Here is a 25,429-nt window from a genome sequence, read left to right on the forward strand (position 1 = left end):
TGGTATAATCCGGGCAACGCATTGTATTTGTGCATAATTGCACGCGGGGGTGGTGTCACAGTGACGTGATCCGGCGTCGAAGCGGCGCCTCGGGATCGGTAGTGCGACATTTTCCACTTTCTTCGTGAAATCGCCTGAAACGGTGCTATATTAAGCGCAGATTGCATGAACGGTTCCGGAGTATGCGCTCTGGTGACCGTTTTCTTTTTGTGCCGAGGCCCGCAGAGAGGCTGTGGCACGTTCTGAGAAAGGAGAGGGCATGGAAAAGGTCCCGATGACTCAAGGTGGATTTGATAAGCTCAAGGAGGAGCTGCGCTGGCGCCAGCAGGAAGAGCGGCCGCGCATCATTCAGGCCATTGCCGAGGCGCGCGCCCATGGCGACCTTTCGGAGAATGCCGAATATCACGCCGCCAAGGAGGCCCAGAGCCACAATGAAGGCCGCATCGGCGAATTGGAGGACCTGACCGCCCGCGCGGAAATCATCGATATTTCAAAGCTGTCGGGCGACAAGATCAAGTTCGGAGCGACCATCGAGCTGGTGGACGAGGATACCGAGGAGGAGAAGGTCTACCAGATCGTCGGCGACCAGGAAGCCGATCCCAAGGCTGGCCGCATCTCGATTTCATCGCCGATCGCCCGGGCCCTCATCGGCAAGAGCGAGGGCGACACGATCGAGGTCAATGCTCCAGGCGGGGCGCGTTCCTACGAGATTCTCGGCTTCAAATTCATCTAGGCGTGCCAAGCTCCCTTACCGACATCGAGGTGATAGCCCCGAACTTCAAGCGCAAGCTTTCGGGGGTCACCTCGACTATCGTGCAGCTGATACCGTTGCAGCGCGCGAAGGGGCTCAATATCACGACCATCGGTCCCGGCCTGCCGCCATCTCTTCCGCGGATAGGTTGGTCGTCGCTGCTCGGCCTCTGGTCGCGCCCGAAGCATCGTCCCTTCCGCATATGGCATGCCCGGCGCAACAATGAGATGCTGGCGGGCATCGTCCTGCGCTGGCTTTGCGGCTCGCGGCTGAAGCTTGTCTTCACCTCCGCCGCGCAGCGTGACCACAAGCCGTTCACCAAATGGTTGATACGCCGCATGGATGCCGTCATCGCGACGAGCGGAAGGTCCGGCAGCTTCCTCAAAGTGCCGCATCGCGTCATCATGCACGGCGTCGATACCAGCCTGTTCCATCCTCCTGCCAACGCCGACGACCGCTTCGAGGCGTCCGGCCTGCCCGGAAAATATCTCGTCGGCTGCGCCGGCCGCATCCGCCCTTCCAAGGGCACCGACCTGTTTGTCGATGCCATGATTGCGCTTCTGCCGCACTATCCGGATTGGGCGGCAGTCATGACAGGGCGCACCACGGCCGAATTTGCGAATTTCGAGGCGGAGCTGCGCAGCCGCATTGCTGCCGCCGGGCTGCAGGACCGCATTAAATTCCTTGGCGAGGTGCCCGACGTGCGTCCCTGGTACCGCAGGATGACGCTTTATGTGGCGCCGTCACGCAATGAAGGCTTCGGCCTGACGCCGCTCGAAGCCATGGCTTCGCAGACAGCTGTTATTGCCAGCGATGCGGGAGCCTATGCCGAGATGATAACGCCGGAGACGGGCAGGGTGGTGCCGGCGGGTGACGGCGAGGCGCTGAGACAGGCGATCGAACCATATCTTGCCGATCCGGCGAAATGCCTGGCCGCAGGGCAGGCGGGGCTTGCGCATGTGCGCACGAACTTCCCGCTCGAGAAGGAGGCCGCGCAGATACTTGACGTCTATGAGACGCTGTTCGCCGGAGGGGCGCGATGACAGTGCAGGGCTTCATCATCCATCTGCAACGGGCGGAACGGCGCGGCGAGCATGCGCGGTCGCTGATCGACAATCTCCCCGTGCCGACGGAGATTCTGGACGCGGTGGATGGGGAAGCCATGTCGGAGCCCGAGATTGCGGGTGTCTTCCGGCGTTCGCTGCACCAGCCCTGGTACCCGTTCGCATTGCGCAAATCCGAAATCGCCTGCTTCCTCTCCCACCGCAAGGCGTGGCAGGAGATCGTCGACCGCAATCTGTCCGCGGGGTTGATCGTCGAGGATGATGTCGAGCCCGGCGAAGGCTTCGATGCGCTGTTCAGGCTCGCCGCGAGCTCCATCCAGCCGAACGACTATATCCGTTTTCCACGCTGGGAGCGCGGCGAGAACGGCGATGTCGTCGCGGCCGAAAATGGCCTGTCGATCATCGAGCCGCGCCTGCCCGGGCTTGGCATGCAGATGCAATTGGTCGGTGTCGAGGCGGCGCGCGCCCTGCTGGCCGCCACGCGGCGCTTCGACCGACCTGTCGATACGACCATCCAGATGGGTTGGCTGCACACCGCTCGTATACTTTCGGCGCGGCCGATCGCCATCAGGGAGATCGATTTCGATCTCGGCGGTTCGGTCGTCCAGAACAAGAAGAAGACACTGGCGGCGCGGCTCTACCGCGAGGTGATGCGGCCCTGGTACCGCTTCACGCTCTATATGATCAACCGATTGCAGGGCTGAACGGCCCGCCGCTCATTGCGCGCCGTCGGGCAGCCAGTCCACCGGCACATGGCCTTCATCCGCCGCGACGCGCCCGAGCCACTTTGCCACGGAAGGATAGGCCGAAAGGTCGAAGCCGCCATGATTGGCCGTGTGCGTATAGGCGTAGAGCGCGATATCCGCGATACTGAAACTGCCGCCGGCGAAATAGGGCGTCTTCTGCAACTGCGTCTCCATGACGAGCAGGGCCTTGTTGCCGCCTTCCAACGTGGCCGCCAGCCGTTCCGGCGTCGCCTCGCGGGCGCGCTCCGGATAGACCATGAGAGCCCGGCGCACGGCGATATAGGGTTCGTGGCTATATTGTTCGAAGAACAGCCATTGATACATGAGCGCGCGTTCATAGGGATCGGACGGAATGAAGCGCGTGCCTTCCGCCAGGTGAAGCAGAATGGCATTGGATTCGGCCAGCAGTCTGCCATCGTCAAATTCGAGCAGGGGCACCTTGCCGTTCGGGTTCCTGGCCAGGAAGTCCGGCTTGCGCGTCGAGCCGTCCACCGAAGATATCGCGACATGCTCGAACGGCATTCCCAGTTTCGCCATCAGGAGGCGAGGCTTGTAGCAGTTTCCCGAGTCGATCTGCGAGTATAGTTTTGGCATCGTTCTTCTCCTGTGGCGCGCGACTATTTCCGGTGCCTTTCCCTGTGTCCAATCAATTTGGTTGAAGAGATACGTTAGCTGCCCTTATGTTTGCGCAGCTGTATGTCACACCCTGCACATAAAGTGCGCGATGTGAAGTCCATAGGGTATGCTTTCGCTTGCGATTCCAGAGGCATTGCGACATAGCAGTCCCGCAAACCGAATACCGGTCATCAACCCTCGTATCAGGAGAACGATACCATGGCATTCCTCGCCGACGCCCTTTCCCGTGTGAAGACTTCCGCAACGATTGCGATCACCCAGAAAGCGCGGGACCTGAAAGCTGAGGGACGCGATGTCATCTCTCTCTCCGTCGGGGAGCCGGATTTCGATACGCCAGATAATATCAAGGAAGCCGCAATTGCTGCAATCCGGCGCGGCGAGACGAAATATACGCCCGTCTCCGGCATTCCCCAGCTGCGCGAGGCGATCACCCGCAAGTTCAAGCGGGAGAACGAGCTTGATTACAAGCCCAACCAGACGATCGTCAGCACCGGCGGCAAGCATGTCATCTACAATGCGCTGCTTTCGACGCTGAACCCCGGCGACGAGGTGATCTGCGTCGCGCCCTACTGGGTCAGCTACCCGGAGATGGTTTCGCTCTGCGGCGGCATCCCGGTGATCGTGTCGGCGGTGCAGGCGAATGAATTCAAGCTGCAGCCCGAGGATCTGGAGCGCGCAATCACGCCGAAGACCAAGTGGATCATCATGAACTCCCCGTCCAATCCTTCCGGTGCGGCCTATACCTGGGATGAGATGAAGAAACTGACGGACGTGCTGGTCCGGCATCCGCATGTCTGGGTCCTGACCGACGACATGTACGAGCACCTGACCTATGGCGACTTCAAATTCGTCACGCCGGCGCAGGTCGAGCCCAACCTCTATGAGCGCACGCTCACCATGAACGGCGTCTCCAAGGCCTATGCGATGACCGGATGGCGCATCGGCTACGCTGCCGGGCCGATCGAACTGATCAAGGCCATGGACATGGTGCAGGGCCAGCAGACATCGGGAACGAGCTCGGTTTCGCAATGGGCGGCGGTCGAGGCGCTGGATGGCACGCAGGAACATCTGCCGGTGTTCAAGAAGGCGTTCGAGGCGCGGCGCGACCTTATCGTCTCCATGCTGAACCAGACGAATTTCCTGGAATGCCCCAAGCCTGAAGGTGCCTTCTACGTCTATCCGTCCTGCGCCGCTGCGATCGGCAAGACGGCGCCGTCGGGTAAGAAGATCGAGACCGACGAGGATTTCGTCAGCGAGCTTCTCGCCAGCGAGGCCGTGGCGGCGGTGCATGGCTCGGCATTCGGCCTTGGACCGAACTTCCGTATTTCCTACGCAACCTCCGATGCAAATCTGGAAGAGGCAGGCAAGCGGATACAGCGTTTCTGCGCAAGCCTGCGCTAGAGCCGAACGACCTGGAGCCGAAAGGCCTGGAGCCGAAAGACAGGGGCCCTTCGGGGCCCTTTTTTGGCGACAGAAAGCAAGCTCCCGACAAAAGGCAGGCGCTCGAAGCCGATGCAGTTTCAGTGTTCTGGAAAGAAAAGAGGCCGGACGTAAGCCCGGCCTTGAATTTTGAAGGTGCCGTTTCCGGCGAAACCTCCAGAGGGGAACACTTGCGGCGCGCAAAATGGGAGGAGGAGACGCGCCAGCAAGTGAGTTGGATATGAGGCCTTTGACCTGGGCTTTCAACCCCGCGTTTTTGCATTGCACCTATGCGGCTGGTGCATAGCTCCTGTCCGACCGGCTATTCCGGCACAGGCGTTTCGGATACCACCTGATATGCGCAAAATCATGCCAGCGCCGGCGGCACGGGCGGAAGCAAAATTTTTCTGCATTCGGTCGAATAAACTGCTTCGCGGCGGCATAAACCGGCGGATCGGCGAAATTAATATGACCAGGTGCGGGCCTTGTTGAACAGGAAATCCCGGAAGACGTGCAATTTGGCGGCGTTCTTGATACCCTCTGGATAGCAGAAGAACGTATCGAAGGACGGCAGTTCCATTTCAGGAAGCAGGCGGACCAGGGTGGAATCCTTTTCCACCATGTAGTCCGGCAGCACGCCGATGCCCACGCCCTTCTGTATCGCCCGCTTGATCGACAGGAGATTGTTGATCTGCAGGACGGCCGGGCGCTGGTTGCCGTCGGACCTGCCGATGATTTCCAGCCAGTTCAGATTTGTCAGATAGGAGGGGGCGGGTTCGCCGAAACTGACGATCCTGTGGCTGTCGATCTCGTCGATGCTTTCGATCTTGCCATATTTCGCAATATAGCTTGGCGCGGCATAGACGTGCATGTGCACGGTGAACAGCCGCCGCTGGATGAGGTCCGGCTGCTGCGGCTGGCGCAGGCGAATGGCGCAATCCGCGTGGCGCATCGTCAGGTCCAGTTCCTCATTGTCGAACAGGAGCTGCAGCTGCACTTCCGGAAAGAGTTCGATGAATTCCTGCACGCGCTCCACCAGCCAGCCGGAACCAAGCCCGACCGTCGTCGTGACACGCAGCTTGCCTGAAGGCCGGTCCTTGCTTTCGGTGAGGCGGGAGCGGACGTTCTCCAGCTTCATCAGCACTTCGTGGGCGGTGCGGTAGAGAACCTCGCCCTGTTCGGTCAGTATGAGGCCGCGGGCATGCCGGTGGAACAGCGGCACGCCGACATCCTGTTCCAGTGCGCTTACCTGGCGGGAAATGGCAGATTGCGACAGATGCAGCGTCTCGGCAGCATGGGTGAACGACCCAGCTTCCGCCGCAGCATGAAATATTCGCAACTTGTCCCAATCAAGCGACATCGCGCCGTTTCTCCCCCTTTCCGGACCCCGTATGCGGGGCCGGCTCCTTCATATGGCCTCTATTCGGCAGCCTGACGTACCGGTTCCTGCGCCGCCAGCCACCGCTCGGCTTCGAGCGCGGCCATGCAGCCCATGCCGGCCGCGGTAACGGCCTGCCGGTATATGTCATCGGTCACATCGCCAGCCGCGAACACGCCCGGAACATCCGTCGCAGTCGAATCGGCGGCAGTCCATAGATAGCCATTCGGCTTATGTTTCAGTTTCCCCTTGAACAGTTCGACCGCCGGCGCATGGCCAATGGCGACGAATACGCCATCGGTGGCAACGTCGGTGGTCTCGCCGGTCTTCACATTCTTCAGACGAACCCCGGTAACGGAGGCAGGCATCGGAGCCTTCGCTTCGCTGCCGGTGATCTCATCGATCACATTGTCCCATATGACTTTGACATTTTCTTTGCTGAGCAGGCGGTCCTGCAGAATCTTTTCGGCACGGAAGCCATTGCGGCGATGCACGATGGTGACCGATTTGGCGATATTGGCAAGATAGAGCGCCTCTTCCACCGCGGTGTTGCCGCCGCCGACCACGACCACATCCTTGTTGCGGTAGAAAAAGCCGTCGCATGTGGCGCAGGCCGAGACGCCGAAGCCCATATAGGTCTGCTCGCTGGGCAGGCCCAGCCATTTGGCCTGTGCGCCCGTGGCAATGATCAGGGCGTCGCAGCTATATTGCGTGCCGCCATCGCCGATGAGGCGGAAGGGGCGGACGGAGAGGTCGACTTCCGTGATGATGTCGTTGATGATCTCGGTGCCGACATGTTCCGCCTGCAGCCGCATCTGCTCCATCATCCAGGGGCCCTGGACCGGATCGGCATAGCCGGGATAGTTTTCGACGTCGGTGGTGATCATCAACTGGCCGCCCTGCTGCAATCCTGCGACGATCACGGGTTTCAGGTTGGCGCGTGCCGCATAGATGGCTGCCGTGTAACCGGCCGGACCGGAACCGATAATGAGGACGGGCACGTGGCGCTGTGTCATGATCAAACCTTGACGTAGATAATCGGACGCGTGAAGGCTTTTGGCGGCCTGTCACCTTCTTGAGCCATAAAGTAGTGTTTGATGACCCTTCCTTGCAAGGTCTGCTTATAATATAGACGGGTTAGCCACAGCTTGTATGCGCCAGGGCACGGAATATCGTCGCTGGCTTTGGCCGTGGAGGTAAGTCTATGAAATATAAGCTGTCCAAAACGCGACCACGAGGCTGATCCCATCCTTCGAACCATTGCCAACATATGCGCGCGTTTTGGTCTCGTCATGGGCGGGATGATGCTCGTGCCGGCGCTGGTGGATCTGCACATCGGCAATAGCGACTGGCTGGTTTTCGTTCAGTCGGCCCTGTTCACCGGCATCCTCTGCGGGCTGGTGCTGCTGGCGACGCAGAATGTCGAGATACGCTTCACGCCGCGCCTCGGATTTCTGCTCATCGTTGCCGTATGGCTGACGGCGGCCTTGCTGGGTTCGCTCCCGCTCTATTTCTCGACATTGCCGATTAGTTTCATAAGGGCCCTCTTCGAATCCCTGTCCGGCCTCACTTCGACCGGCGCGACCGTGCTTACCGGGCTCGACCGAATGCCGCGCGGCATATTGATGTGGCGCTCGCTGCTCTGCTGGTTCGGGGGTCTCGGCTTCATCGGCCTCGGGCTGCTGCTCCTGCCGTCGCTGCGTGTCGGCGGCATCCAGCTGCTCCACATGGAATCCTCCGACAAATCGGAGAAGATACTGCCGCGCGTGCATCAGATCGCGACGGGCATAACCCTGGCCTATTTCATCCTGACGGTGCTTTGCATGGCGTCGTATTTCGCCGCCGGCATGGGGATGTTCGATGCGGTCAACCACGCCCTGACGACCGTTTCCACCTCGGGTTTCTCCACCCACGACAGTTCGCTCGGCTTTTATGCGCATAACAGGCCCATTCTGATTATCGCCACGGTGTTCATGACGCTCGGAGCGCTTCCCTTCGTGCTCTATATCAAGGCGCTGATGCCGCAGCGCTTCGTATCCTTTGCCGATCCGCAGGTTTCGCTGTTCTTCATCATCGTCATCAGCCTGAGCGTGTTTCTGGCCATCATGCTGAAGATCGAGACCGGCATTGCATTCGGCGACGCATTGATCGCGGCCTCGTTCAACCTTGTCTCCGTCATATCCACGACGGGTTTCGCCACGGAGGACTACCAGCTCTGGGGGGCGGAGGCCCTGGGCGTGTTCTTCCTGGTGACATTCCTCGGAAGCTGTGCCGGTTCGACCTCCGGCGGCATCAAGCTCAACCGGGTGATCATCCTGTGGCAGCTCGCTTCGGCGACCCTGACGAAACTCATAATGCCCAATGCCATCATCAAGATGCGCTATGGACGCTCCGAGATCACCGAGGAAGTGGCGCAGTCGGCGCTGCTGTTCATGTTCCTCTACACGGCATCCCTGATCCTTGGCGCAAGCGCCCTTGCGATGCTGGGCAATGATCTCGGCACGGCGATAACCGGGGCGCTGACGGCCCTTTCCAATGTCGGTCCCGGCTTTGGCGATACGATCGGGCCGGTCGGCAATTTCTCGACATTGAACGAACCATCGCTGCTGGTCTTGAGCTATCTGATGCTGGCGGGGCGGCTCGAAATCATAACGGTCGTGATCCTTTTCACGCGCCGCTTCTGGAGCCGCTGATGGGAAGCTGTTTGCAACTGGTCCGGGATGCAGTACACAGCGGCAGGAATCGCATATGTTAGCCACATCTGGGACAGGATAAGATTACACCATGCCTTTGACGGCGGATCTCGACGCGATCGACTGGAAAATTCTGAAACAACTGCAGGAAAATGGCCGCATCACCAATGTGGAATTGGCTGAGCGGGTTGGAATCTCTGCCCCGCCATGCCTGCGGCGTGTCAGGAAGCTGGAGGAAAGCGGGATAATCCAGGGATACCGCGCCATTCTGAATGGCGGGATTCTGGGTCAGGACATCGTTGCCTTCTGCATGATCCGCCTGCATCGCCAGTCCGATGCCGACCTGAAGAGCTTTGCCGAAAAGACCAATAGCTGGACGCTGGTGCGGCGGGCGTGGATGGTCTCGGGGGAATCGGATTTCCTGCTGCATTGCGTGGCGCCGGACCTGAACACGTTCCAGAATTTCGTCATCGAAGAGCTGACCTCGACGCCGAATGTCGATTCGGTGCGCACGTCCCTGACGATCCGCTCGGTCAAGAACGAGCCGCTGATCGTCCTTTAGCGTTGTCTTGCCCGATAATTGTCGTGCCCGGGTAGCGGGCAAAGAAAAAGGCGGGAAGAACCCGCCTTTTTGCATTGAGGAAAACCAGGCCACGGGGGCCGGATAATCAGCCCTCGACGCTGAGATTGTCAGCGGACGACTTGCCCGAACGGCGGTCCTGAACGATTTCGTAGTTGATCTTCTGACCATCATTGAGACCGCGCAGACCTGCACGCTCAACGGCAGAGATATGAACGAAAACATCCGCACCACCGGTGTCAGGCTGGATGAATCCGTAGCCCTTAGTGCCGTTGAACCATTTCACTGTTCCCGAAGCCATGGGAAGTTCCTTTCAGGTATATAAGAGAGACAGCATAAACAAATGCTGCCCAGGGAATCGAACCTATGCAATGGAGTTCATCAGGAAGCGCAACAGGTTACGCGGTCGCAAAGTCACTCGACCGATAAAATCGATGTGAAATACATAGGACAGAATTCCGGGCAAGACAAGCGGGTTTGGAATCGGCGCCGACCGACGTTCCGGCCGCACCGTTGCAAGCGACGGGAATGGACCTACATTGCAGGAAGAAACCGCACGGCCTTCAGTCCGCTTTGCGGCGCAAACTGCTAGAATAGCCGGGCCGAATCAGGGTCGTGGACGGGAGAGACTATGGCGAAGAGGAAAGCCGATCGGACGCCGCCGACCGCCGTTGCCGGTGAAGTCCAGTCCGGATTGCTCTCCCAGCTTCGCGTCATCGTCGACATCTACTGGAATTCCCCTGTCCGCAACCGGCTGATCCTCCTGGTCCTCGGCGTATTCGCCATCATCATCGTCACCTCCGCCGGGCAGGTATTGCTCAACCGCTGGAACGTCCCGTTCTACGATGCACTTTCGCGCCGCGACCTGCCGGCATTCACCGAGCAGCTCATGGTGTTCATAGGCATCGCCTCGGTATTGCTGGTCCTCAGCGTTGCGCAGACCTGGCTCAACCAGATGACCCGGTTGAAGCTGCGCGAGGGGCTGACCCGCGATCTCATCGGCGAATGGCTGGTGCCGCGGCGGGCTTTCAAGCTCTCCAATTCCGGCCCTATAGGCGTCAATCCGGATCAGCGCCTGCATGAAGATGCACGGCATCTGGCGGAAATGTCGACCGATCTTGGCTTCGGCCTGCTGCAAGCCTCGATATTGATGGTCAGTTTCGTCGGGGTTCTCTGGTCGCTGTCGAGCGGCTTCGTCTTCAACCTCTATGGCTACAGTTTTTCCATCCCGGGCTACATGGTATGGGCGGCCATACTTTACGCGGCGTCTGCCTCCTGGCTCAGCTGGCTCGTCGGCCGCAAGCTCATCAAATACAATGCCGATCGCTACCAGAAGGAATCGGAACTGCGCTTCTCCCTGATGCGGGTGAACGAGCATATCGATGCCATTTCGCTCTATCGTGGCGAGGCCGACGAGAAGCGGCGCCTCGGCTTCGATGTAGACAGCCTGCTGGCGGCCATCCGGCTGCTCGTCACGGCGCTGACGCAGCTCACCTGGGTGACGTCCGGCTATGGCTGGTTCACCATCGTCGCGCCGATCCTCGTCGCTGCCCCGGTCTATTTTGCCGGGAATCTTTCGTTCGGCGGCCTGATGATGGCCATCGGCGCCTTCAACCAGGTCCACGCCGCGCTGAAATGGTTCGTCGATAATTTCGGCGCCATCGCCGATTGGCGCGCGACCCTCCTGCGCGTGACGTCGTTCCGGCAAGCCGTGCAGGCGACCGACATCATGAACGGCGTCGAACAGCGCATCGGCTTTGCCGAAGGCGAGGCGAATGAATTGCGGCTGGATGCGCTAAAGATATCGGCGCCGCGCATGACCGTGCGCCTCAAGGAGAAGGCGGCGGTGGTGAAGGAGGGCGAGCGTGTCCTCATCACGAGCGAGACCGGTATCGATCGCACATTGCTGTTCCGTGCGATTGCCGGTCTCTGGCCGTGGGGCGCCGGAACCGTGACGCTGCCGGGCGGCAAGGAAATCATCTACATGCCGCGGTTGCCCTATTTTCCGCCGGGAAGCCTGCGCGAGGCCATGTCATATCCGCTGGGCAAGGATGGGTTCAGCGATAGCCAACTCGTCGATGCCCTGCACAATCTCGGCCTGAAACGCCTCGAAACCATGCTGGATTTCAATGCGCGCTGGGAAAGGGAGCTGAGCGACGATGAACAGCAATCGCTGGCATTCGCCCGGCTGCGTCTGCACAAGCCGGATTGGGTGGTGATCGACGAAGCACTGGATGGCATGGAACCCGATGCACGCGAGCTGGCGCTGGCCGTCTTGCGCGACGATCTCGGGGCATCGACAGTGGTTCATATCGGCAGGGAAGACAAGGATGACCATGTCTTCTCCAAGGTGCTGCACTTCGTCAGCGATCCCTCCGGCCATGGCCTGGAGGGTACGGGCGTGACCGGCGTTTAGCCCGGCCCGGATTGCTCCGGACTAGGCGAAGTAGTCCTGCAGGGGCCTGACTTCGAGTGAACCCGCCTTCAGCGCTGCGATCGCCTCCGCCACCGCGTCCGCGCCCGAAAGCGTCGTGTAATACGGCACTTTCTGCATCAGGGTCGCGCGGCGCAATGATTTGGAGTCGGAGATTGCCTTCGCGCTGTCCGTCGTGTTGAAGACGAGCTGCACCTGCCGGTTGCGGATCGCGTCCTCTACATGCGGACGCCCTTCCTGCACCTTGTTGATTTTCTGTGCCTCGACGCCATTCTCGCCGAGGAACCTCGCGGTTCCGCCCGTAGCGAGAATCTTGAAACCCAGTTCCGCCAGGCGCTTGACCGGCGCGAGTATCCGCTGCTTGTCCTCGTCGCGTACCGAGACGAAGAGCGTGCCATCGCGAGGCAGATCGACGCCAGCGCCAAGCTGGGATTTCGCGAAAGCGAGGGCATAGTCGTAATCCAGGCCCATGACTTCGCCGGTCGAGCGCATTTCCGGTCCAAGCAATGTGTCGACGCCGGGGAAGCGTGCGAAGGGGAAGACCGCTTCCTTGACGGCAATGTGCTTGATCGCCCCCGCGGCAGGCTTGCCGCCATAATTGGCCAGCGCACCCTCCAGCGTTTCGCCGGCCATGATGCGAGCCGCCACCTTGGCGATCGGCTTGCCGACGGTCTTGGCGACGAAGGGAACGGTCCGCGATGCGCGCGGGTTCACTTCGAGCACATAGATCGTGTCGTCCTTGATCGCATATTGCACGTTCATGAGGCCGACGACATTGAGGGACTTCGCCAGCGCCGCGGTCTGCTGTTCCAGTTCGGCGACGGTAGCAGCAGAAAGCGAATGAACGGGAAGCGAGCAGGCGCTGTCGCCGGAGTGGATGCCGGCCTCTTCGATATGCTCCATGATGCCCGATATCCAGGTGTCCTTGCCGTCGCAGAGGCAATCGACGTCGACTTCCGTCGCCAGCGTAAGGTAGCGGTCGAAGAGAAGCGGGTTCTTTCCCAGCAGCGTGTTGATCTGGCCGGTCTTGTCGTTCGGATATTTCTGCTTGATATCCTCGGGAACGAGTTCCGGCACGGTGTCGAGCAGATAGGTCTGCAATGCGCGCTCGTCGTGAATGATCTGCATGGCACGGCCGCCAAGCACGTAGGAAGGCCGCACCACGAGCGGGAAGCCGAGTTCGCTGGCGATCGTGCGCGCCTGCTCGACCGAATAGGCGATGCCGTTCTTCGGCTGCGTCAGGTCGAGCTTCACCAGCAGCTTCTGGAACCTGTCGCGATCTTCCGCAAGGTCGATCGCATCGGGCGAAGTGCCGAGGATCGGAATCCCTGCTTTTTCGAGCGCATCGGCGAGTTTCAGCGGCGTCTGTCCGCCAAACTGCACGATGACGCCGTGCAGCGTCCCTGCCTGCTGCTCGGCGCGCAGGATTTCCAGCACGTCCTCGGCCGTCAGCGGCTCGAAATAGAGCCGGTCGGACGTGTCGTAGTCGGTGGAGACCGTTTCCGGATTGCAGTTGACCATGATGGCCTCATAGCCGGCATCGCGAAGCGCAAAGGCGGCATGGCAGCAGCAATAGTCGAATTCGATGCCCTGGCCGATACGGTTTGGACCGCCGCCGAGGATGACGACCTTCTTCCGGTCGGATACCTGCGCCTCGGAAGCCGTCTTTCCGGCGAATGGCACTTCATACGTAGAGTACATATAGGCCGTGGGCGATGCGAACTCGGCCGCGCATGTATCGATGCGCTTGTAGACCGGGTGTACCTCCAGCCTGTTGCGCAGCTTCGTCACGTCGCTCACCTCGATTTTTGCGAGGCTGGCGAGGCGGGCATCGGAGAAGCCCATGCCCTTCAGCATGCGCAGGTTCTGTGCATCCTGCGGCAGGCCATGTTCGCGTACACGCTCTTCCGTGGCGATGATCTCGGCCATCTGTTCGAGGAACCATGGATCGATCTTGCAGCCTTCGTGGACCTCCTCGACCGAAAGCCCCATGCGCAGCGCCTGGGCCACCATGCGCAGCCGGTCCGGTGTCGGCGTACCGATGGCGGCTCTTATGGCATTGTTGTCATTTCCTTCGCCAAGACCGGGAATGGCGATTTCATCAAGGCCGGTGAGGCCTGTCTCAAGACCGCGCAGCGCCTTTTGCAGCGATTCCTTGAAGGTGCGTCCGATCGCCATGACCTCGCCGACGGATTTCATCGCCGTGGTGAGCGTCGGCTCGGCGCCGGGGAATTTTTCGAAGGCGAAGCGCGGTATTTTCGTGACCACATAATCGATCGAAGGTTCGAAGGAGGCCGGTGTCGCGCCGCCGGTGATATCGTTCTCCAGCTCGTCCAGGGTATAGCCGACAGCCAGCTTGGCGGCGATCTTCGCAATCGGGAAGCCGGTCGCCTTCGATGCCAGCGCCGAGGAGCGGGAGACGCGCGGGTTCATTTCGATGACGATGAGACGGCCATTGTCGGGATTGACCGCAAACTGCACGTTCGATCCGCCGGTCTCCACACCGATCTCGCGCAGCACCGCGATCGATGCGTTGCGCATGATCTGGTACTCCTTGTCGGTGAGCGTGAGGGCAGGGGCGACCGTGATGGAATCTCCGGTATGAACGCCCATCGGGTCGATATTCTCGATCGAGCAGATGATGATGCAATTGTCCGCCTTGTCGCGGACGACCTCCATCTCGTATTCCTTCCAGCCGAGGACGGATTCTTCGATCAGGACTTCGGTCGTCGGCGAGGCATCGAGGCCGCTGCCGATGATCTCGTAGAATTCCGCGCGGTTATAGGCGATGCCGCCACCGGTGCCGCCCATGGTGAAGGACGGCCTGATGATGGCCGGCAGGCCGACATGATCGAGCGCGGCGCCGGCCATGCCGAGCGCATGCGCAACATAGCGCTGCTTGCGGTCGCCTTCGCCGAGCTGCCACTCGGTCTCGAGTTTGTCGAGCGCCGCATCGAGTTCGGCGCCGGTATATTTCGCCTTGACGGCCTCGCGCTGTTCCTGGTGCAGCTTCCTGTCGAGGTCCTTCACTTCGGTGGCATTGGCCAGCATGGAACGCGGGGTCTCGAGGCCGATCTTGTCCATGGCCTGGCGGAACAGCGCCCGGTCCTCGGCCTTGTCGATCGCTTCCGCATTGGCGCCGATCATCTCCACATTGTAGCGATCGAGCACGCCCATCCGCCGCAGCGAAAGCGCCGTATTGAGCGCGGTCTGGCCACCCATGGTCGGCAGCAGGGCGTCCGGCCTTTCCTTGGCGATGATCTTGGCGACGACTTCCGGCGTGATTGGCTCGATATAGGTGGCGTCCGCCAGTTCCGGATCCGTCATGATCGTCGCCGGATTGGAGTTCACCAGGATGACCCGGTAGCCTTCTTCCTTCAGCGCCTTGCAGGCCTGTGTGCCCGAATAGTCGAATTCGCATGCCTGGCCGATAATGATCGGTCCCGCGCCGATGATCAGTATGGATTTGATGTCGGTGCGTTTCGGCATGTTCTTTTCCTATCCATGGCGGCTGCACAAAAAACCGCACGGATTGACCGTACGGGCAGGCACACAATTCATAATGCGAGGCTAAGGCTGCCTTATAGGCAAAGGATTCGGTTTGTGTAACCCCAAAAAACGCCAATCCCTGCTTTTTCGCGGGCTTCCGGCAATAAATTTCAGCCTTTTGCGGCAACGTTTATGCCGACGCGTGTAACTAAACACAGCTCCACGTTGAAAAACGCGAGCGCTCATGAAACAAATGATGTTGAAGAGTGTTTTAGTTCGCTTGCCGGCCATTCATTGGACGGCCCAAAGGGAGATGGAGTGGATGCGTTGGCAAGGTCGCAGACAGAGTGACAATGTTGAAGATCGGCGCGGTGAAGGGGGAGGTTTTCCTGGCGGAATAGGACGCGGCGGGGGGTTCCGGATACCTGGCGGGTCGGGAATAAGGACGGCGCGGGGCGGTGGCCTTTCGGGCATCATCATCCTGGCGGCGATCTTCCTGTTCCTGAAATTCTGCACCAATATCGACCCGATGCAGATTCTCGTCGACGGCGGCGGCGGCCAGCTTCTGCCCGGCGGCCAGAGCCAGACCGATACGTCGGTCAAGAACAATGACGAGATGACCCAGTTCGTGCGCACCGTGCTCGCCGAAACCGAAGATACCTGGAGCGGCATTTTCCAGGCGTCGGGACAGAACTATCCCGCGCCGACGCTGGTGCTGTTCGATGGCCAGGTGCAGTCCGCATGCGGCTTCGCAAGTTCGGCGTCGGGCCCGTTCTACTGCCCGGGCGACAAGAAGCTCTATATCGACCTGCGCTTCTACGATGAACTGGACCGTAAATTCGGGGCTTCCGGCGATTTTGCCCAGGCCTATGTTCTTGCGCATGAGGTCGGCCATCATGTGCAGAACCTGATCGGCGTTCTGCCGAAGTTCAATCAGATGCGCCAGAGCATGGGACAGGCGGAGGCCAATGCCATGTCTGTGCGGGTCGAGCTTCAGGCCGATTGCTTTGCGGGCATCTGGGGGCATTTCACCCAGCAGAAGGGCATTCTCGATGTTGGCGATCTCGACGAGGCCCTGAATGCCGCGCAGCAGATCGGCGACGACACGCTGCAGCGCCGCACGCAAGGCTATGTCGTGCCGGAGAGCTTCAACCACGGCACGTCAGATCAACGCAGCGCGTGGTTCAAGCGCGGTTTCGAGAGCGGCAAGCTGGAGAGCTGCGATACGTTCAACGCCAATATCTAGCAGAGAGGATCAGCGGTGGCTCGCCGCTGCGGCTGATCTTTCCAGCGCATGATCGACCGCCGCCCGCGCATGGATGGCGGTCGAATCGAACAGCGGGAGGGCAAGATTGTCTTCCGTGAGCGACAGGCAGATTTCGGTGCAGCCGAGGATCACGCAATCTGCCCCGGCGTCCTTGCCACGCTCGACGATCTTTTCCAGCGCCTGCCGCGATTCCGGCTTCACAACGCCGCAGCAGAGTTCGTCGAAGATCACTGAATGCACCTTCGCGCGATCGATCTCGTTCGGAACGAGCAGATCCAGCCCGAAATGCGTTTTCAGGTAGTCCGCATAGAAGCCGTGCTCCATCGTGTAGCGCGTGGCGAGCAGAAGCGGACGCTTCATTCCGGCATCCGCCAGGGCACGTCCGGTTTCGGCGCGGATGTCTATGAGCGGAATGTTTACGGCCGCGGAAACGGGTTCTGCCACCAGGTGCATGGTATTGGTGCAGATCAGGACGCAGTCGGCGCCGCCCAGCTCCAGCCGCCTTGCCGCGTCGGCGAGGAGCATGCCGGCATCATGCCAGCGGTCGGCCTTCTGCAGGGCGACGACCTCGGAGAAATCGAGCGACTGCATGGCGATCCTGGCCGAGACCAGCCCGCCGAGGCGGTTGCGCACTTCTTCATTGATATGGCTGTAATATACTGCCGTGCTTTCCCAGCTCATTCCGCCAATCAGGCCGATCGTCCGCATTGCCATCTCCTCTTCGTTGACGACATGATACCGGTGTATCCGACGGAAAACTCGGCGATTTGCGTGGCATTGCAGTATTATTGTGCAACAAATGAGCGTATCACTTCTTGAGCGCGCAAAATAACGGCGGAGGCAGGGGTAATGATCGATGATCGGGATCGCAAGATTCTGCATCTGCTGCAGCAGAATGCTGCCATGCCGGTTACGGACCTTGCCGAGAGGGTCAGCCTTTCGGTGTCGGCCTGTTCCCGCCGGGTCCAGCGGCTCGAGGATGAGGGCTATATCAGCCGGCGCGTGGCGCTGCTCGACCGGGCAGCAGCGGGATTGCCGACGACGATGTTCGTGATCGTGCGGACCGCACGCCACTCGGCTGAGTGGCTGGAACAATTCAGGGCTGCGGTTCTCGAAATCCCCGAGATCGTCGAGGTGCACCGGATGACCGGCACCATCGACTACATATTGAAGATCGTTCTTCCGCGCGTCGAAGCCTATGATGCGATCTACAAGGCCCTCGTCGAAAAGGTCGAGTTCTTCGATATTTCTGCCTCCGTCTCCATGGAGACACTCAAATCCACCACTGCGCTTCCGACCAATTACGTTGCCTGAGCCGAAAGGTCGGATCTGATCCTGTCCATGCTGCGCTGGAACAACTCCGGCTGATCGAGCGCCCGCGCCAGTACAAGCGCTCCCTGGATGGCGATCAATGTGTCTTCGGACAGGGTCTCGGCGCGGGATGCCGTGTCGCCGCGCCGCTGCAGGGCATCGGCCAATGCCGACCTCCATGCTGCGAAATAGTCGTTGACGCGGGCCGCGAAGCGGTCGCGCACATTGTCCAGCGCAAAGGCGCCGATCAGGCAGATGCGGCGCCCGGAATGGAAATAGGCGCTCACATCGTCGCACATGGTCATCAGCGCCGCCTGCGGGTCGGCCGAACTGCGCAGCGGCTCATAGATGCGATGCTCGAACCATTGGCCGATCTCGTCGATGACAGCGGCGGCCATCTCTTCCTTCCCGCCCGGGAAGAAGTGGTAAAGGCTGCCCTTTCCAAGACCCGTTCGGGCGCCGATAATCGCAAGACTGGCGCCTTCATAGCCACATTCGCGGAAAATCTCGGCGAGTCGAGGCAGGATATCGGCTCTTTCGGTGATGGTTTTCGCCAAACTCAAAGCTCCAGCCCGGACAGGCCGGGATGGTCGGACGGGCGTGGTCCCGATCGATCCCAGAAGAACTTCCTGTCCGTTTCCGCGATGGGCAGATCATTTATCGAGGCAAAGCGCCGACGCATGAGCCCGTTCTCGTCGAACTCCCAGTTTTCATTGCCATAGGCACGAAACCAGTTGCCGGAATCATCGTGATATTCATAGGCGAAACGCACGGCGATCCTGTTGTCGGAAAAGCTCCACAATTCCTTGATGAGGCGATAATCGAGCTCCCGTATCCACTTCGCCTTAAGGAAACTGACGATCTCTGCGCGGCCACGAATGAATGTCGATCGATTGCGCCAGAAACTGTCGACGGTATAGGCGAGGGAGACGCGCTCCGGGTCGCGGCTGTTCCAGCCATCCTCGGCAGCGCGGACCTTCTTCGTTGCGCTCTCCAGATCGAATGGCGGAAGCGGCGGGCGTTGTTCGGTCATAGACGAGCTTCCCTGTACTGAGCGGTCAAGATTGTACCGATTAGTACAGTACTGGCTGTCATTGTCAAGCACGCTCGACCGCAGGAGCAGTTCGCCATATCGAGGGCCGGTGAAGGCCGCGACGTCGGCTGGTCAGGCGGCGTGTTCGCGTTCGGGCAGCGTCTCCAGTCCCTTGCGCTGACGGATCAGGTTGAAGAACCGGCGGAAGAGATAGTGCGAATCCTGCGGGCCCGGCGAGGCTTCGGGATGATGCTGCACTGAAAAGACCGGACGCCCGGCGATGCGAAGACCGCAATTGCTGCCGTCGAAGAGCGAAACATGGGTTTCCTCGACGCCGTCGGGGAAGCTCTGCGCATCCACAGCGAAGCCATGGTTCATCGAAACAATCTCGACCTTGCCGGTCGTATCGTCACGGACGGGATGGTTGGCGCCGTGATGGCCCTGATGCATCTTTTTCGTCTGGCCACCGACCGCGAGCGCCAGCATCTGGTGCCCGAGGCAGATGCCGAAGACGGGAATGTCAGTCTTGATGAGTTCCTTGATCGCGGGCACGGCATATTTGCCCGTGGCCGCCGGATCGCCAGGCCCGTTCGAGAGAAAGATACCATCCGGCTCATAGGCGAGCACGTCTTCCGCCGTTGCTGTCGCCGGCAGGATCGTCACCTTGGCTCCAAGCCCGGCGATAAGCCGCAATATATTGCGCTTGATGCCGTAATCGATGGCGACCACGTGGAATTCGGGCTGTGACTGCTCGTCGAAGCCCTTGTCCCAGACCCATGGTTTCTCGGTCCAGACGAAGCTCTGCCCGGACGTCACTTCCTTGGCGAGATCGAGGTCGAGCAGGCCGTGCCACGCCGCGGCGCGCTTCTGGAGCGCCGGGATGTCGAACTTACCCTCGGGATCATGGGCGATAACAGCGTTCGGACTGCCGTTCTCGCGGATCAAGGCAGTGAGCGCCCTTGTATCGACGCCGCAAAGGGCGATGACGCCGCGCGACTTCAACCATTCGTCGAGGCCCTGTGCCGCGCGATAGCTGGACGGGGAGGTGATGTCGGCCTTGAAGATCGCGCCGACGGCCCCTGCGCGCTTGGCCGGGGCCAGATCCTCGATGTCTTCATTGTTGGTGCCGACATTGCCGATATGCGGGAAGGTGAAGGTGACGATCTGGCCGGCATAGGACGGGTCTGTCAGGATCTCTTCATAGCCGGTGAGGGCAGTATTGAAGCAAACTTCCGCTTCGCATGCGCCCGTTGCACCCAATCCCTTGCCCTCGATGACGGTACCATCCGCCAGTACAAGTAAAGCGGTAGGTTTAAACTCGCTCCAACCTGCGGTTTTGGTGTCGTTCGGCAAGGTGTTCATTTGGCACTCCTGGCGGGCCCGCCAAAATGGATCGTCCGGGCATTGAAAAATACTTCGGAATACTCCATATGACGTGGCTGATCGCGATGGTTGAATTATCACCCACCGCAGAAACTATGAAGATGTCTGGCTAGGTCCCAGTCCATAAACAAAATAGCACGCCCGGTCAATTGGATCACGAGTGAGATCTTGGGATAATCATGTCTGCGGATATGAGCGTTTCTTGATTTCGCTCGGCACGATTACTAGTGTGTGCGGATAACAGGAGAGTGAAGCCATGCGCGAGATAATCGCCGAGGCACTGAATAAAGCCGTAAAGGAACAGGACAAGAGCCGCATTTCCACGCTGCGCTTGATCATGGCCGCCATCAAGGATCGGGATATCGTCAATCGCGGGATCGGCAAGGAGCCGGTAAGCGGAGACGAAATCAGCACCATCCTGGCCAAGATGATCAAGCAGCGCGAGGAATCGGCGAAGCTCTACGAGGAGGGCAACCGCCTCGAACTGGCCGAACAGGAACGCGCTGAAATCGAGATCATACGCGATTTCATGCCGCAGCAGTTCTGCGAGTCGGATATCCGTAACGCGTGCAGCGAGATCATCGGCGAAATCGGCGCCGGTGGCCTCCGCGACATGGGCAAGTGCATGAACGCCCTGAAGGAGCGCTATGCCGGCCGCATGGACTTCAGCAAGGCGAGCGGCATCGTCAAGGAAATCCTGCAATAGGCAGGCGGGCCGGCGTCGATTCGCGCTCGTCGAAGAACAAATATCAAGTGGCGCATCTCGGATGTGGCCGATCCTGCGGGCAGTGTCATGAAACATGCGCTGCCCGTAAATATGTCTATTCGACACTAAATGATGCTCATTGCGGGTGGGCACTTGACGCCAACGCCGACTTGCCCACTAATTAGCCGAATAGTTTAGTATTTTTTATTGTTCGGGATTTTTCATTATGCCTTTTCACGCCACTTCTGCGGCTTTTTCCGCACGTCATCACTCGCTCTCCGCTTCCCGCAAGTTTCTGAAAAGCTCCGCATGTATCGCCCTGATTCTTGTCGCGACGAGTGCCACGGCACTCGCTGACGGGAAGTACTTCAATGCCGATGGCAGCAGGACCGATGATCTGGAAGCGGCAGCAGCGACCTGGCGTACGCCGGAATTTCTAAAGGATCACGCCCTGGCAGGCGTCAAAGCGGAATATGCCTATGCCCAGGGGATCACTGGCGCAGGCGTCAAGATTGGTGAGGTAGACTCCGGTATTCTGGCAAGCCATCCTCAACTTGCCGGCAAGTTCACTTCACTCAAGGTGGAAGGCACCTACGGCGCGGATGGCGACAGGTATGAAGGTAAGAAGGCCGGAAAATGGAGCTGGAAGAAAGGCGACAGGTTTTCGGTTTCCGGCGACTATGATCCGCGCATCAATGATAGCCATGGCACGGCAGCGGCTGGCGAGATGGTCGGGATTCGGGATGGCAAGGAGATGCACGGTATCGCGTTCGACGCCCATCTCTATTCAGTCAATACAGGCGGAACCGATTCTACTCTGACGGGGCCATCCGTAGATTACGAATATTTCAGGGAAGCCTATGCTGTAGCGTCGCGCAATGGTGCCCGCGCGGTCAATTCGAGCTGGGGGCAAACGCCTGATATAATACAGGATTACAGTAGCGTAGCCGAGCTGGTTGGCTCCTATTCCCATTTTCTGGGCAAGAAGACCTACGCTGATTCAGTCGCCGAGGCCTCCCAGCAATATGGAACAATTCAGGTTTGGGCGAATGGAAATGCCGGGCACAACAATCCCGGCACAGTAGTATCCTTGCCCTATTTTCGCCCGGAGATCGAAAAATACTGGGTCGGCGTCACTGGCGTCACAAAGACAGGTGAGTCGATATATGACCGCTGCGGCGTCGCCAAATATTGGTGCATTGGCGGACCCACCGCGGGCATTTACAGCACAACGGCAGGGCGGAACGGCGATGTTTATGATCGTGGGCACGGCACGCCCAATGACAAGATAGCGGCAACTTATTCCCCCAACTATGATGGCACCTCGGCAGCTGCACCGAACGTGACTGCTTCGCTTGCGCTCGTCATGCAGCGGTTTCCGTATTTGAATAATTCCCAGGCCCGGGATGTGATGTTCACAACAGCTGAGCATCTCACGGATGCCAGGCTGAAAAACGATAATGCCAATATACCCAATAAGGTCTTTGGCTGGGGCAGGCCGGACATGAAGAGCGCCATGCGCGGTCCGAAACAGTTTCTGGAGCGGGTCGTCGTGAACCTTTCAAAAGATGACGCCGTTCCGGGGCACGCCAATGGCACCGATGTCTGGTCCAACGATATTTCCGATACGGCACTTGTTCGGCGCAAACAGGAAGAGCAGGCCGAGGCGACTTCCTGGACAAACAGGAAGCCGGAATTGCAAGGCAAACTGCAAGCTGTTCCCGGTATTGTGAAACCATCAACGCCGCTCATTGCCGGCATTGATACAGGCAAAAATCTCCTTAAGGCGGCGATCGAATCTTTCCTGGAGCAAGGATATCGCTCGGCCAGAGCGCGCACTGCATTGTCCGCTCTGGACGCCGACCCGTTCGGGAAGATTCTGGCCGATCTCTATGCAAAAGAGAGACCGTATTGGCGCGGGCAATATAGTCAGTCGACTGATTTCGATGATTTCATTGCTGGCCGGAGCAGTGAAGTTATCGCTGGCCTAATTGCGAATGCTCCCCGCGACGCAATTATAGGCGCTAACCTGCTCGTTGAAGCTGAAATCAAGTTCAATGATAGCAGCCGTATACCGTATCTCACTGCCAAGCTTGCAGATGCTTCCTCCTATGATGCCGGCCTGACCAAGATCGGCTCCGGCCAGCTGACATTGGCGGGCCACAACACCTATTCCGGTGATACGATCGTCGATGGCGGCGAATTGGTGATCGACAGGAAGGGCTCCATCACCTCACGATCAATCGTCAATGCCACGGCACTGTTTACGGTTGAAGGTATTGCAGCCGACACGACAGTCAACAAGGGCGGGCGTTTGTACGTCGCCGTTGACGGCACAATTGGCGATGCGTCGATCGATGGTGGATGGGCAGCGATCAACGGCAGCAGCGGATCTACCATCGTCAGCGAAGCTGGCGTTGTTTCCGGAACCGGCATTGTCGGCAGTCTCCTGGCGAAGAGCGGCAGTAAGGTCTCGCCGGGCAATTCGGTCGGCACGCTCAATGTCGGCAAGGACGCAACCTTCGAAAAAGGCAGTGTTCTTGATGTCGAGATCGCGGCCGATCATGGCGCGGCAGACAGTCTTTCTGTCGGAGGCAAGGCAAGTTTGCTTGGCGGCGTCGTGGATGTGCGGCTTGAAGGCAAGGCGGCTTTGTTGAACAATGCCGAGATAGAACAGCTTTTCGACCGGCACTATGACATCCTCACGGCTAGCAAGGTCGAAGGCAGGTTCGATGCCGTCAATGGCGCCGGCAGTTTCAACTACATTGCGACGCAGCTCGATTACAGCGACACAAGCAAGGTGATGCTTGGGTTTGACAGGAAGGATGTGCCGTGGACCGTTGGTGTCGACACCGATAATCAACGCGCCGCATCGGGTGCCGTCCAAGGCTTGAAGCAGGGCAATGCGCTCTATAACACCGTGCTCTTTTCCACCATCGGCAACCTGCTCGATTTCGATGCGCTGTCGGGCGAGGTACATGCGACGGTCTTCGGTGTTCTGGCGGACGACAGCCACTTCATCTCCGATGCGGCGACTGCGCGGCTGCGCAATGCCTTTGACGGTGTGGCAGGCAAGGCGCAGGCCGTCAGCACGCCGCCCTTGGCCTATGGTCCCGGGAAGGCACAGCAGAGTGAAGTCTTTGCCGCTATCGAGCCGGCCGCTGCAACAACGGCATTTTGGGGTGAGGCCTATGGTTCATGGGCGCATGCGGATGGTGACGGCAATGCTGGCGGCTACAGTCGCAACCTGGGTGGGCTTGTCACCGGTATGGACGGTGTGATTGCCGATAGCTGGCGCTTCGGTCTGCTTGCCGGTTATGGCAACACCTCGATAAGCGGCGGCCGGGGCAAGGCATCGGTCGACAATTACCAGCTCGGAATCTATGGCGGCACAAAGCTGGATGCACTCGGTTTGCGGCTCGGCGTCAATCTCGGTCACCACGAGATCGAAACCAAGCGGTCCGTGCACTTCGGTTCGCTGTCAGGCGAGCATGAGGCTGCGTATGATGCGACCTCCGTGCAGGTCTTTGGCGAACTCGGCTATGAGATCGATACGGCCTATGCCGCACTCGAACCCTTTGCGGCAGCACGGCATGTACATGTCAAAACCGGCGGCTTTGACGAAGACGGCGCTGTGAGCAATCTGAACGGCGCAGGCTCCAGCACAGACCTGACCGTGACAACGCTTGGCTTGCGTGCTTCGCATCAGTTCAGCTTGAGCGCGGATATCTCGCTGACGGCGCGCGGCATGCTGGGTTGGAACCACGCTTTCGGCGATGTGACGCCGCAAGTCGGTCTTGCCTTCAGCGGCGGTCAGACTTTCTCGGTCGAGGGTACTCCCGTGGCAGGGGATGCCGCGATCATCGAAGCCGGGTTTGATGCGGGCATCGGCAGGAGAACGACCCTTGGTCTCAGCTATACCGGCCAATATTCCTCCGAGGCCCGCCATAATTCCATCAAGGCCGACCTCAGTGTCAGGTTTTGAGGGCGGCTCCGAACTTCCCGGCCGCGACATTTTGCATAGCTATTATGCAATTATGCGGGTAGCAAAAAAAATGGGCGATGCTATCTTATCGGTGTTGGGTTCTTTTCCTCCCAGATAATCCCAACGTCGAATGTACTGCACCTCCTCCCGCGGTACATTTACAATCAGGACCGCTGCACCTCCTCCCGCAGCGGTCCTTTTTTGTTTGGTCGCTCGTTGGGGGGATGCTCCCCAAAATCCTTATGTCTATGCAGGCCGGCCTCGACCACTCCCTTTATCGTTCTTTCGATGGAGCGACGCAGCCCCGTGTGCCCTGTAGAATCGACGACGGAACCTGGCGGCGGGTTGCCGCGTTGATGGTTAACAAAATATGGAGGCTGATATGAAGGAACATGGCTGGTCTACTATAATAGGCATCTTGGCAGGTCTATCGATCGGCGCCGGCATCGGCGAAACGGTCATGGGCAATATGACGCTCGGGCTGTTGATCGGCTCGGCGATGGGCGCCTTCATCGGCTCCAATACCCATATTCATCGCAATTACTGACTGTCGT

21 protein-coding genes are annotated in these 25,429 nt (G+C 59.4%); 12 read left to right on the top strand and 9 right to left on the bottom strand.

Going from position 1 to position 25,429, the window contains the following annotated elements; translation table 11 throughout:
* Window positions 1–259: 259 nt before the first annotated feature.
* The 3 genes from greA to OSJ75_RS00450 are packed head-to-tail and all read left to right on the top strand — an operon-like array spanning window position 260 to window position 2,519.
* Window positions 260–733, top strand: a complete 474-nt coding sequence (gene greA, locus OSJ75_RS00440) for a transcription elongation factor GreA (protein WP_250019659.1) — start codon at window positions 260–262, stop codon at window positions 731–733.
* Window positions 734–735: 2 nt separating this feature from the next.
* Window positions 736–1,794 (top strand): glycosyltransferase family 4 protein, encoded by a 1,059-nt coding sequence (locus OSJ75_RS00445; protein WP_267226094.1) that lies wholly within the window; start codon window positions 736–738, stop codon window positions 1,792–1,794.
* Window positions 1,791–2,519, top strand: a complete 729-nt coding sequence (locus OSJ75_RS00450; protein WP_267226096.1) for a glycosyltransferase family 25 protein — start codon at window positions 1,791–1,793, stop codon at window positions 2,517–2,519. The genes OSJ75_RS00445 and OSJ75_RS00450 overlap by 4 nt, the downstream gene beginning before the upstream one ends.
* Window positions 2,520–2,531: 12 nt before the next feature.
* Here OSJ75_RS00450 and OSJ75_RS00455 read toward each other — a convergent pair whose 3' ends face one another.
* The gene (locus tag OSJ75_RS00455) at window positions 2,532–3,155 is read right to left on the bottom strand and encodes a glutathione S-transferase family protein (RefSeq protein WP_267226098.1); all 624 of its coding nucleotides are present in this window, start codon (window positions 3,153–3,155) and stop codon (window positions 2,532–2,534) included.
* Window positions 3,156–3,395: 240 nt separating this feature from the next.
* On the opposite strand from OSJ75_RS00455, the gene OSJ75_RS00460 reads away from it, so the two are divergent.
* Window positions 3,396–4,598, top strand: a complete 1,203-nt coding sequence (locus OSJ75_RS00460; protein WP_267226100.1) for a pyridoxal phosphate-dependent aminotransferase — start codon at window positions 3,396–3,398, stop codon at window positions 4,596–4,598.
* A 481-nt stretch (window positions 4,599–5,079) separates the two neighbouring features.
* On the opposite strand, the gene OSJ75_RS00465 is transcribed toward OSJ75_RS00460, so the two are convergent.
* Both OSJ75_RS00465 and trxB read right to left on the bottom strand, forming a co-directional pair.
* Complete coding sequence (locus OSJ75_RS00465) at window positions 5,080–5,976, bottom strand: LysR family transcriptional regulator (protein ID WP_250019664.1); 897 nt, start codon at window positions 5,974–5,976, stop codon at window positions 5,080–5,082.
* A 59-nt stretch (window positions 5,977–6,035) separates the two neighbouring features.
* A complete protein-coding gene (gene trxB / locus OSJ75_RS00470) occupies window positions 6,036–7,010 on the bottom strand; it encodes a thioredoxin-disulfide reductase (RefSeq protein ID WP_267226102.1) in 975 nt (324 codons plus the stop codon).
* Window positions 7,011–7,286: 276 nt separating this feature from the next.
* Between trxB and OSJ75_RS00475 the strand changes: the two genes are divergently transcribed.
* Window positions 7,287–8,687 carry a TrkH family potassium uptake protein gene (locus tag OSJ75_RS00475; protein ID WP_250019666.1) on the top strand — a complete coding sequence of 467 codons (1,401 nt, stop codon included), beginning with the start codon at window positions 7,287–7,289 and terminating at the stop codon, window positions 8,685–8,687.
* A gap of 91 nt (window positions 8,688–8,778) precedes the next feature.
* Complete coding sequence (locus OSJ75_RS00480) at window positions 8,779–9,249, top strand: Lrp/AsnC family transcriptional regulator (RefSeq protein WP_267226105.1); 471 nt, start codon at window positions 8,779–8,781, stop codon at window positions 9,247–9,249.
* Between the two features lie 106 nt (window positions 9,250–9,355).
* Here OSJ75_RS00480 and OSJ75_RS00485 read toward each other — a convergent pair whose 3' ends face one another.
* A complete protein-coding gene (locus tag OSJ75_RS00485; protein ID WP_250019668.1) occupies window positions 9,356–9,568 on the bottom strand; it encodes a cold-shock protein in 213 nt (70 codons plus the stop codon).
* Window positions 9,569–9,898: 330 nt separating this feature from the next.
* On the opposite strand from OSJ75_RS00485, the gene OSJ75_RS00490 reads away from it, so the two are divergent.
* Window positions 9,899–11,683, top strand: a complete 1,785-nt coding sequence (locus tag OSJ75_RS00490; RefSeq protein ID WP_250019669.1) for an ABC transporter ATP-binding protein/permease — start codon at window positions 9,899–9,901, stop codon at window positions 11,681–11,683.
* A 21-nt stretch (window positions 11,684–11,704) separates the two neighbouring features.
* Here the strand turns inward: OSJ75_RS00490 and carB are convergent, their stop codons facing one another.
* Complete coding sequence (carB, locus tag OSJ75_RS00495) at window positions 11,705–15,190, bottom strand: carbamoyl-phosphate synthase large subunit (protein WP_267226108.1); 3,486 nt, start codon at window positions 15,188–15,190, stop codon at window positions 11,705–11,707.
* A gap of 322 nt (window positions 15,191–15,512) precedes the next feature.
* Here carB and OSJ75_RS00500 point away from each other — a divergent pair, with 322 nt between their 5' ends.
* Window positions 15,513–16,436: a neutral zinc metallopeptidase gene (locus tag OSJ75_RS00500; RefSeq protein ID WP_267226110.1), complete on the top strand. Its 924-nt coding sequence runs from the start codon at window positions 15,513–15,515 to the stop codon at window positions 16,434–16,436.
* Window positions 16,437–16,445: 9 nt separating this feature from the next.
* Here the strand turns inward: OSJ75_RS00500 and OSJ75_RS00505 are convergent, their stop codons facing one another.
* A complete protein-coding gene (locus tag OSJ75_RS00505; RefSeq protein ID WP_267226113.1) occupies window positions 16,446–17,165 on the bottom strand; it encodes an aspartate/glutamate racemase family protein in 720 nt (239 codons plus the stop codon).
* Window positions 17,166–17,306: 141 nt separating this feature from the next.
* Between OSJ75_RS00505 and OSJ75_RS00510 the strand changes: the two genes are divergently transcribed.
* The gene (locus OSJ75_RS00510; RefSeq protein WP_250019673.1) at window positions 17,307–17,771 is read left to right on the top strand and encodes an Lrp/AsnC family transcriptional regulator; all 465 of its coding nucleotides are present in this window, start codon (window positions 17,307–17,309) and stop codon (window positions 17,769–17,771) included.
* On the opposite strand, the gene OSJ75_RS00515 is transcribed toward OSJ75_RS00510, so the two are convergent.
* The 3 genes from OSJ75_RS00515 to carA form a co-directional block, all read right to left on the bottom strand.
* Entirely contained in the window at window positions 17,759–18,325 is a 567-nt protein-coding gene (locus OSJ75_RS00515; protein ID WP_267226115.1) for a TetR/AcrR family transcriptional regulator, read from the bottom strand. The two genes, OSJ75_RS00510 and OSJ75_RS00515, sit on opposite strands and share 13 nt — an antisense overlap.
* Window positions 18,326–18,327: 2 nt before the next feature.
* On the bottom strand, window positions 18,328–18,801 hold the full coding sequence (locus OSJ75_RS00520; protein WP_267226117.1) for a nuclear transport factor 2 family protein: 474 nt from the start codon (window positions 18,799–18,801) through the stop codon (window positions 18,328–18,330).
* A 132-nt stretch (window positions 18,802–18,933) separates the two neighbouring features.
* Window positions 18,934–20,163, bottom strand: a complete 1,230-nt coding sequence (gene carA / locus OSJ75_RS00525) for a glutamine-hydrolyzing carbamoyl-phosphate synthase small subunit (protein ID WP_267226120.1) — start codon at window positions 20,161–20,163, stop codon at window positions 18,934–18,936.
* Window positions 20,164–20,440: 277 nt separating this feature from the next.
* Here carA and OSJ75_RS00530 point away from each other — a divergent pair, with 277 nt between their 5' ends.
* From OSJ75_RS00530 to OSJ75_RS00540, 3 genes are all read left to right on the top strand, one after another.
* Window positions 20,441–20,890 carry a GatB/YqeY domain-containing protein gene (locus OSJ75_RS00530; protein ID WP_250019677.1) on the top strand — a complete coding sequence of 150 codons (450 nt, stop codon included), beginning with the start codon at window positions 20,441–20,443 and terminating at the stop codon, window positions 20,888–20,890.
* Between the two features lie 226 nt (window positions 20,891–21,116).
* Window positions 21,117–24,875 (top strand): autotransporter domain-containing protein, encoded by a 3,759-nt coding sequence (locus OSJ75_RS00535; RefSeq protein ID WP_267226123.1) that lies wholly within the window; start codon window positions 21,117–21,119, stop codon window positions 24,873–24,875.
* Window positions 24,876–25,257: 382 nt separating this feature from the next.
* Window positions 25,258–25,422 carry a hypothetical protein gene (locus OSJ75_RS00540; RefSeq protein WP_250019679.1) on the top strand — a complete coding sequence of 55 codons (165 nt, stop codon included), beginning with the start codon at window positions 25,258–25,260 and terminating at the stop codon, window positions 25,420–25,422.
* Window positions 25,423–25,429 lie beyond the last annotated feature (7 nt).

Source organism: Phyllobacterium sp. 0TCS1.6A (assembly GCF_026420825.1).
GTDB lineage: Bacteria > Pseudomonadota > Alphaproteobacteria > Rhizobiales > Rhizobiaceae > Phyllobacterium.

Bases quoted from the DNA above. Each gene is read 5' to 3' on its own strand.
- greA (WP_250019659.1), top strand. From the start codon at position 260: ATGGAAAAGGTCCCGATGACTCAAGGTGGATTTGATAAGCTCAAGGAG.
- OSJ75_RS00450 (WP_267226096.1), top strand. From the start codon at position 1,791: ATGACAGTGCAGGGCTTCATCATCCATCTGCAACGGGCGGAACGGCGC.
- OSJ75_RS00455 (WP_267226098.1), bottom strand. From the start codon at position 3,155: ATGCCAAAACTATACTCGCAGATCGACTCGGGAAACTGCTACAAGCCT.
- OSJ75_RS00460 (WP_267226100.1), top strand. From the start codon at position 3,396: ATGGCATTCCTCGCCGACGCCCTTTCCCGTGTGAAGACTTCCGCAACG.
- OSJ75_RS00465 (WP_250019664.1), bottom strand. From the start codon at position 5,976: ATGTCGCTTGATTGGGACAAGTTGCGAATATTTCATGCTGCGGCGGAA.
- trxB (WP_267226102.1), bottom strand. From the start codon at position 7,010: ATGACACAGCGCCACGTGCCCGTCCTCATTATCGGTTCCGGTCCGGCC.
- OSJ75_RS00475 (WP_250019666.1), top strand. From the start codon at position 7,287: ATGGGCGGGATGATGCTCGTGCCGGCGCTGGTGGATCTGCACATCGGC.
- OSJ75_RS00480 (WP_267226105.1), top strand. From the start codon at position 8,779: ATGCCTTTGACGGCGGATCTCGACGCGATCGACTGGAAAATTCTGAAA.
- OSJ75_RS00485 (WP_250019668.1), bottom strand. From the start codon at position 9,568: ATGGCTTCGGGAACAGTGAAATGGTTCAACGGCACTAAGGGCTACGGA.
- OSJ75_RS00490 (WP_250019669.1), top strand. From the start codon at position 9,899: ATGGCGAAGAGGAAAGCCGATCGGACGCCGCCGACCGCCGTTGCCGGT.
- carB (WP_267226108.1), bottom strand. From the start codon at position 15,190: ATGCCGAAACGCACCGACATCAAATCCATACTGATCATCGGCGCGGGA.
- OSJ75_RS00500 (WP_267226110.1), top strand. From the start codon at position 15,513: ATGCGTTGGCAAGGTCGCAGACAGAGTGACAATGTTGAAGATCGGCGC.
- OSJ75_RS00505 (WP_267226113.1), bottom strand. From the start codon at position 17,165: ATGCGGACGATCGGCCTGATTGGCGGAATGAGCTGGGAAAGCACGGCA.
- OSJ75_RS00510 (WP_250019673.1), top strand. From the start codon at position 17,307: ATGATCGATGATCGGGATCGCAAGATTCTGCATCTGCTGCAGCAGAAT.
- OSJ75_RS00520 (WP_267226117.1), bottom strand. From the start codon at position 18,801: ATGACCGAACAACGCCCGCCGCTTCCGCCATTCGATCTGGAGAGCGCA.
- carA (WP_267226120.1), bottom strand. From the start codon at position 20,163: ATGAACACCTTGCCGAACGACACCAAAACCGCAGGTTGGAGCGAGTTT.
- OSJ75_RS00530 (WP_250019677.1), top strand. From the start codon at position 20,441: ATGCGCGAGATAATCGCCGAGGCACTGAATAAAGCCGTAAAGGAACAG.
- OSJ75_RS00535 (WP_267226123.1), top strand. From the start codon at position 21,117: ATGCCTTTTCACGCCACTTCTGCGGCTTTTTCCGCACGTCATCACTCG.
- OSJ75_RS00540 (WP_250019679.1), top strand. From the start codon at position 25,258: ATGAAGGAACATGGCTGGTCTACTATAATAGGCATCTTGGCAGGTCTA.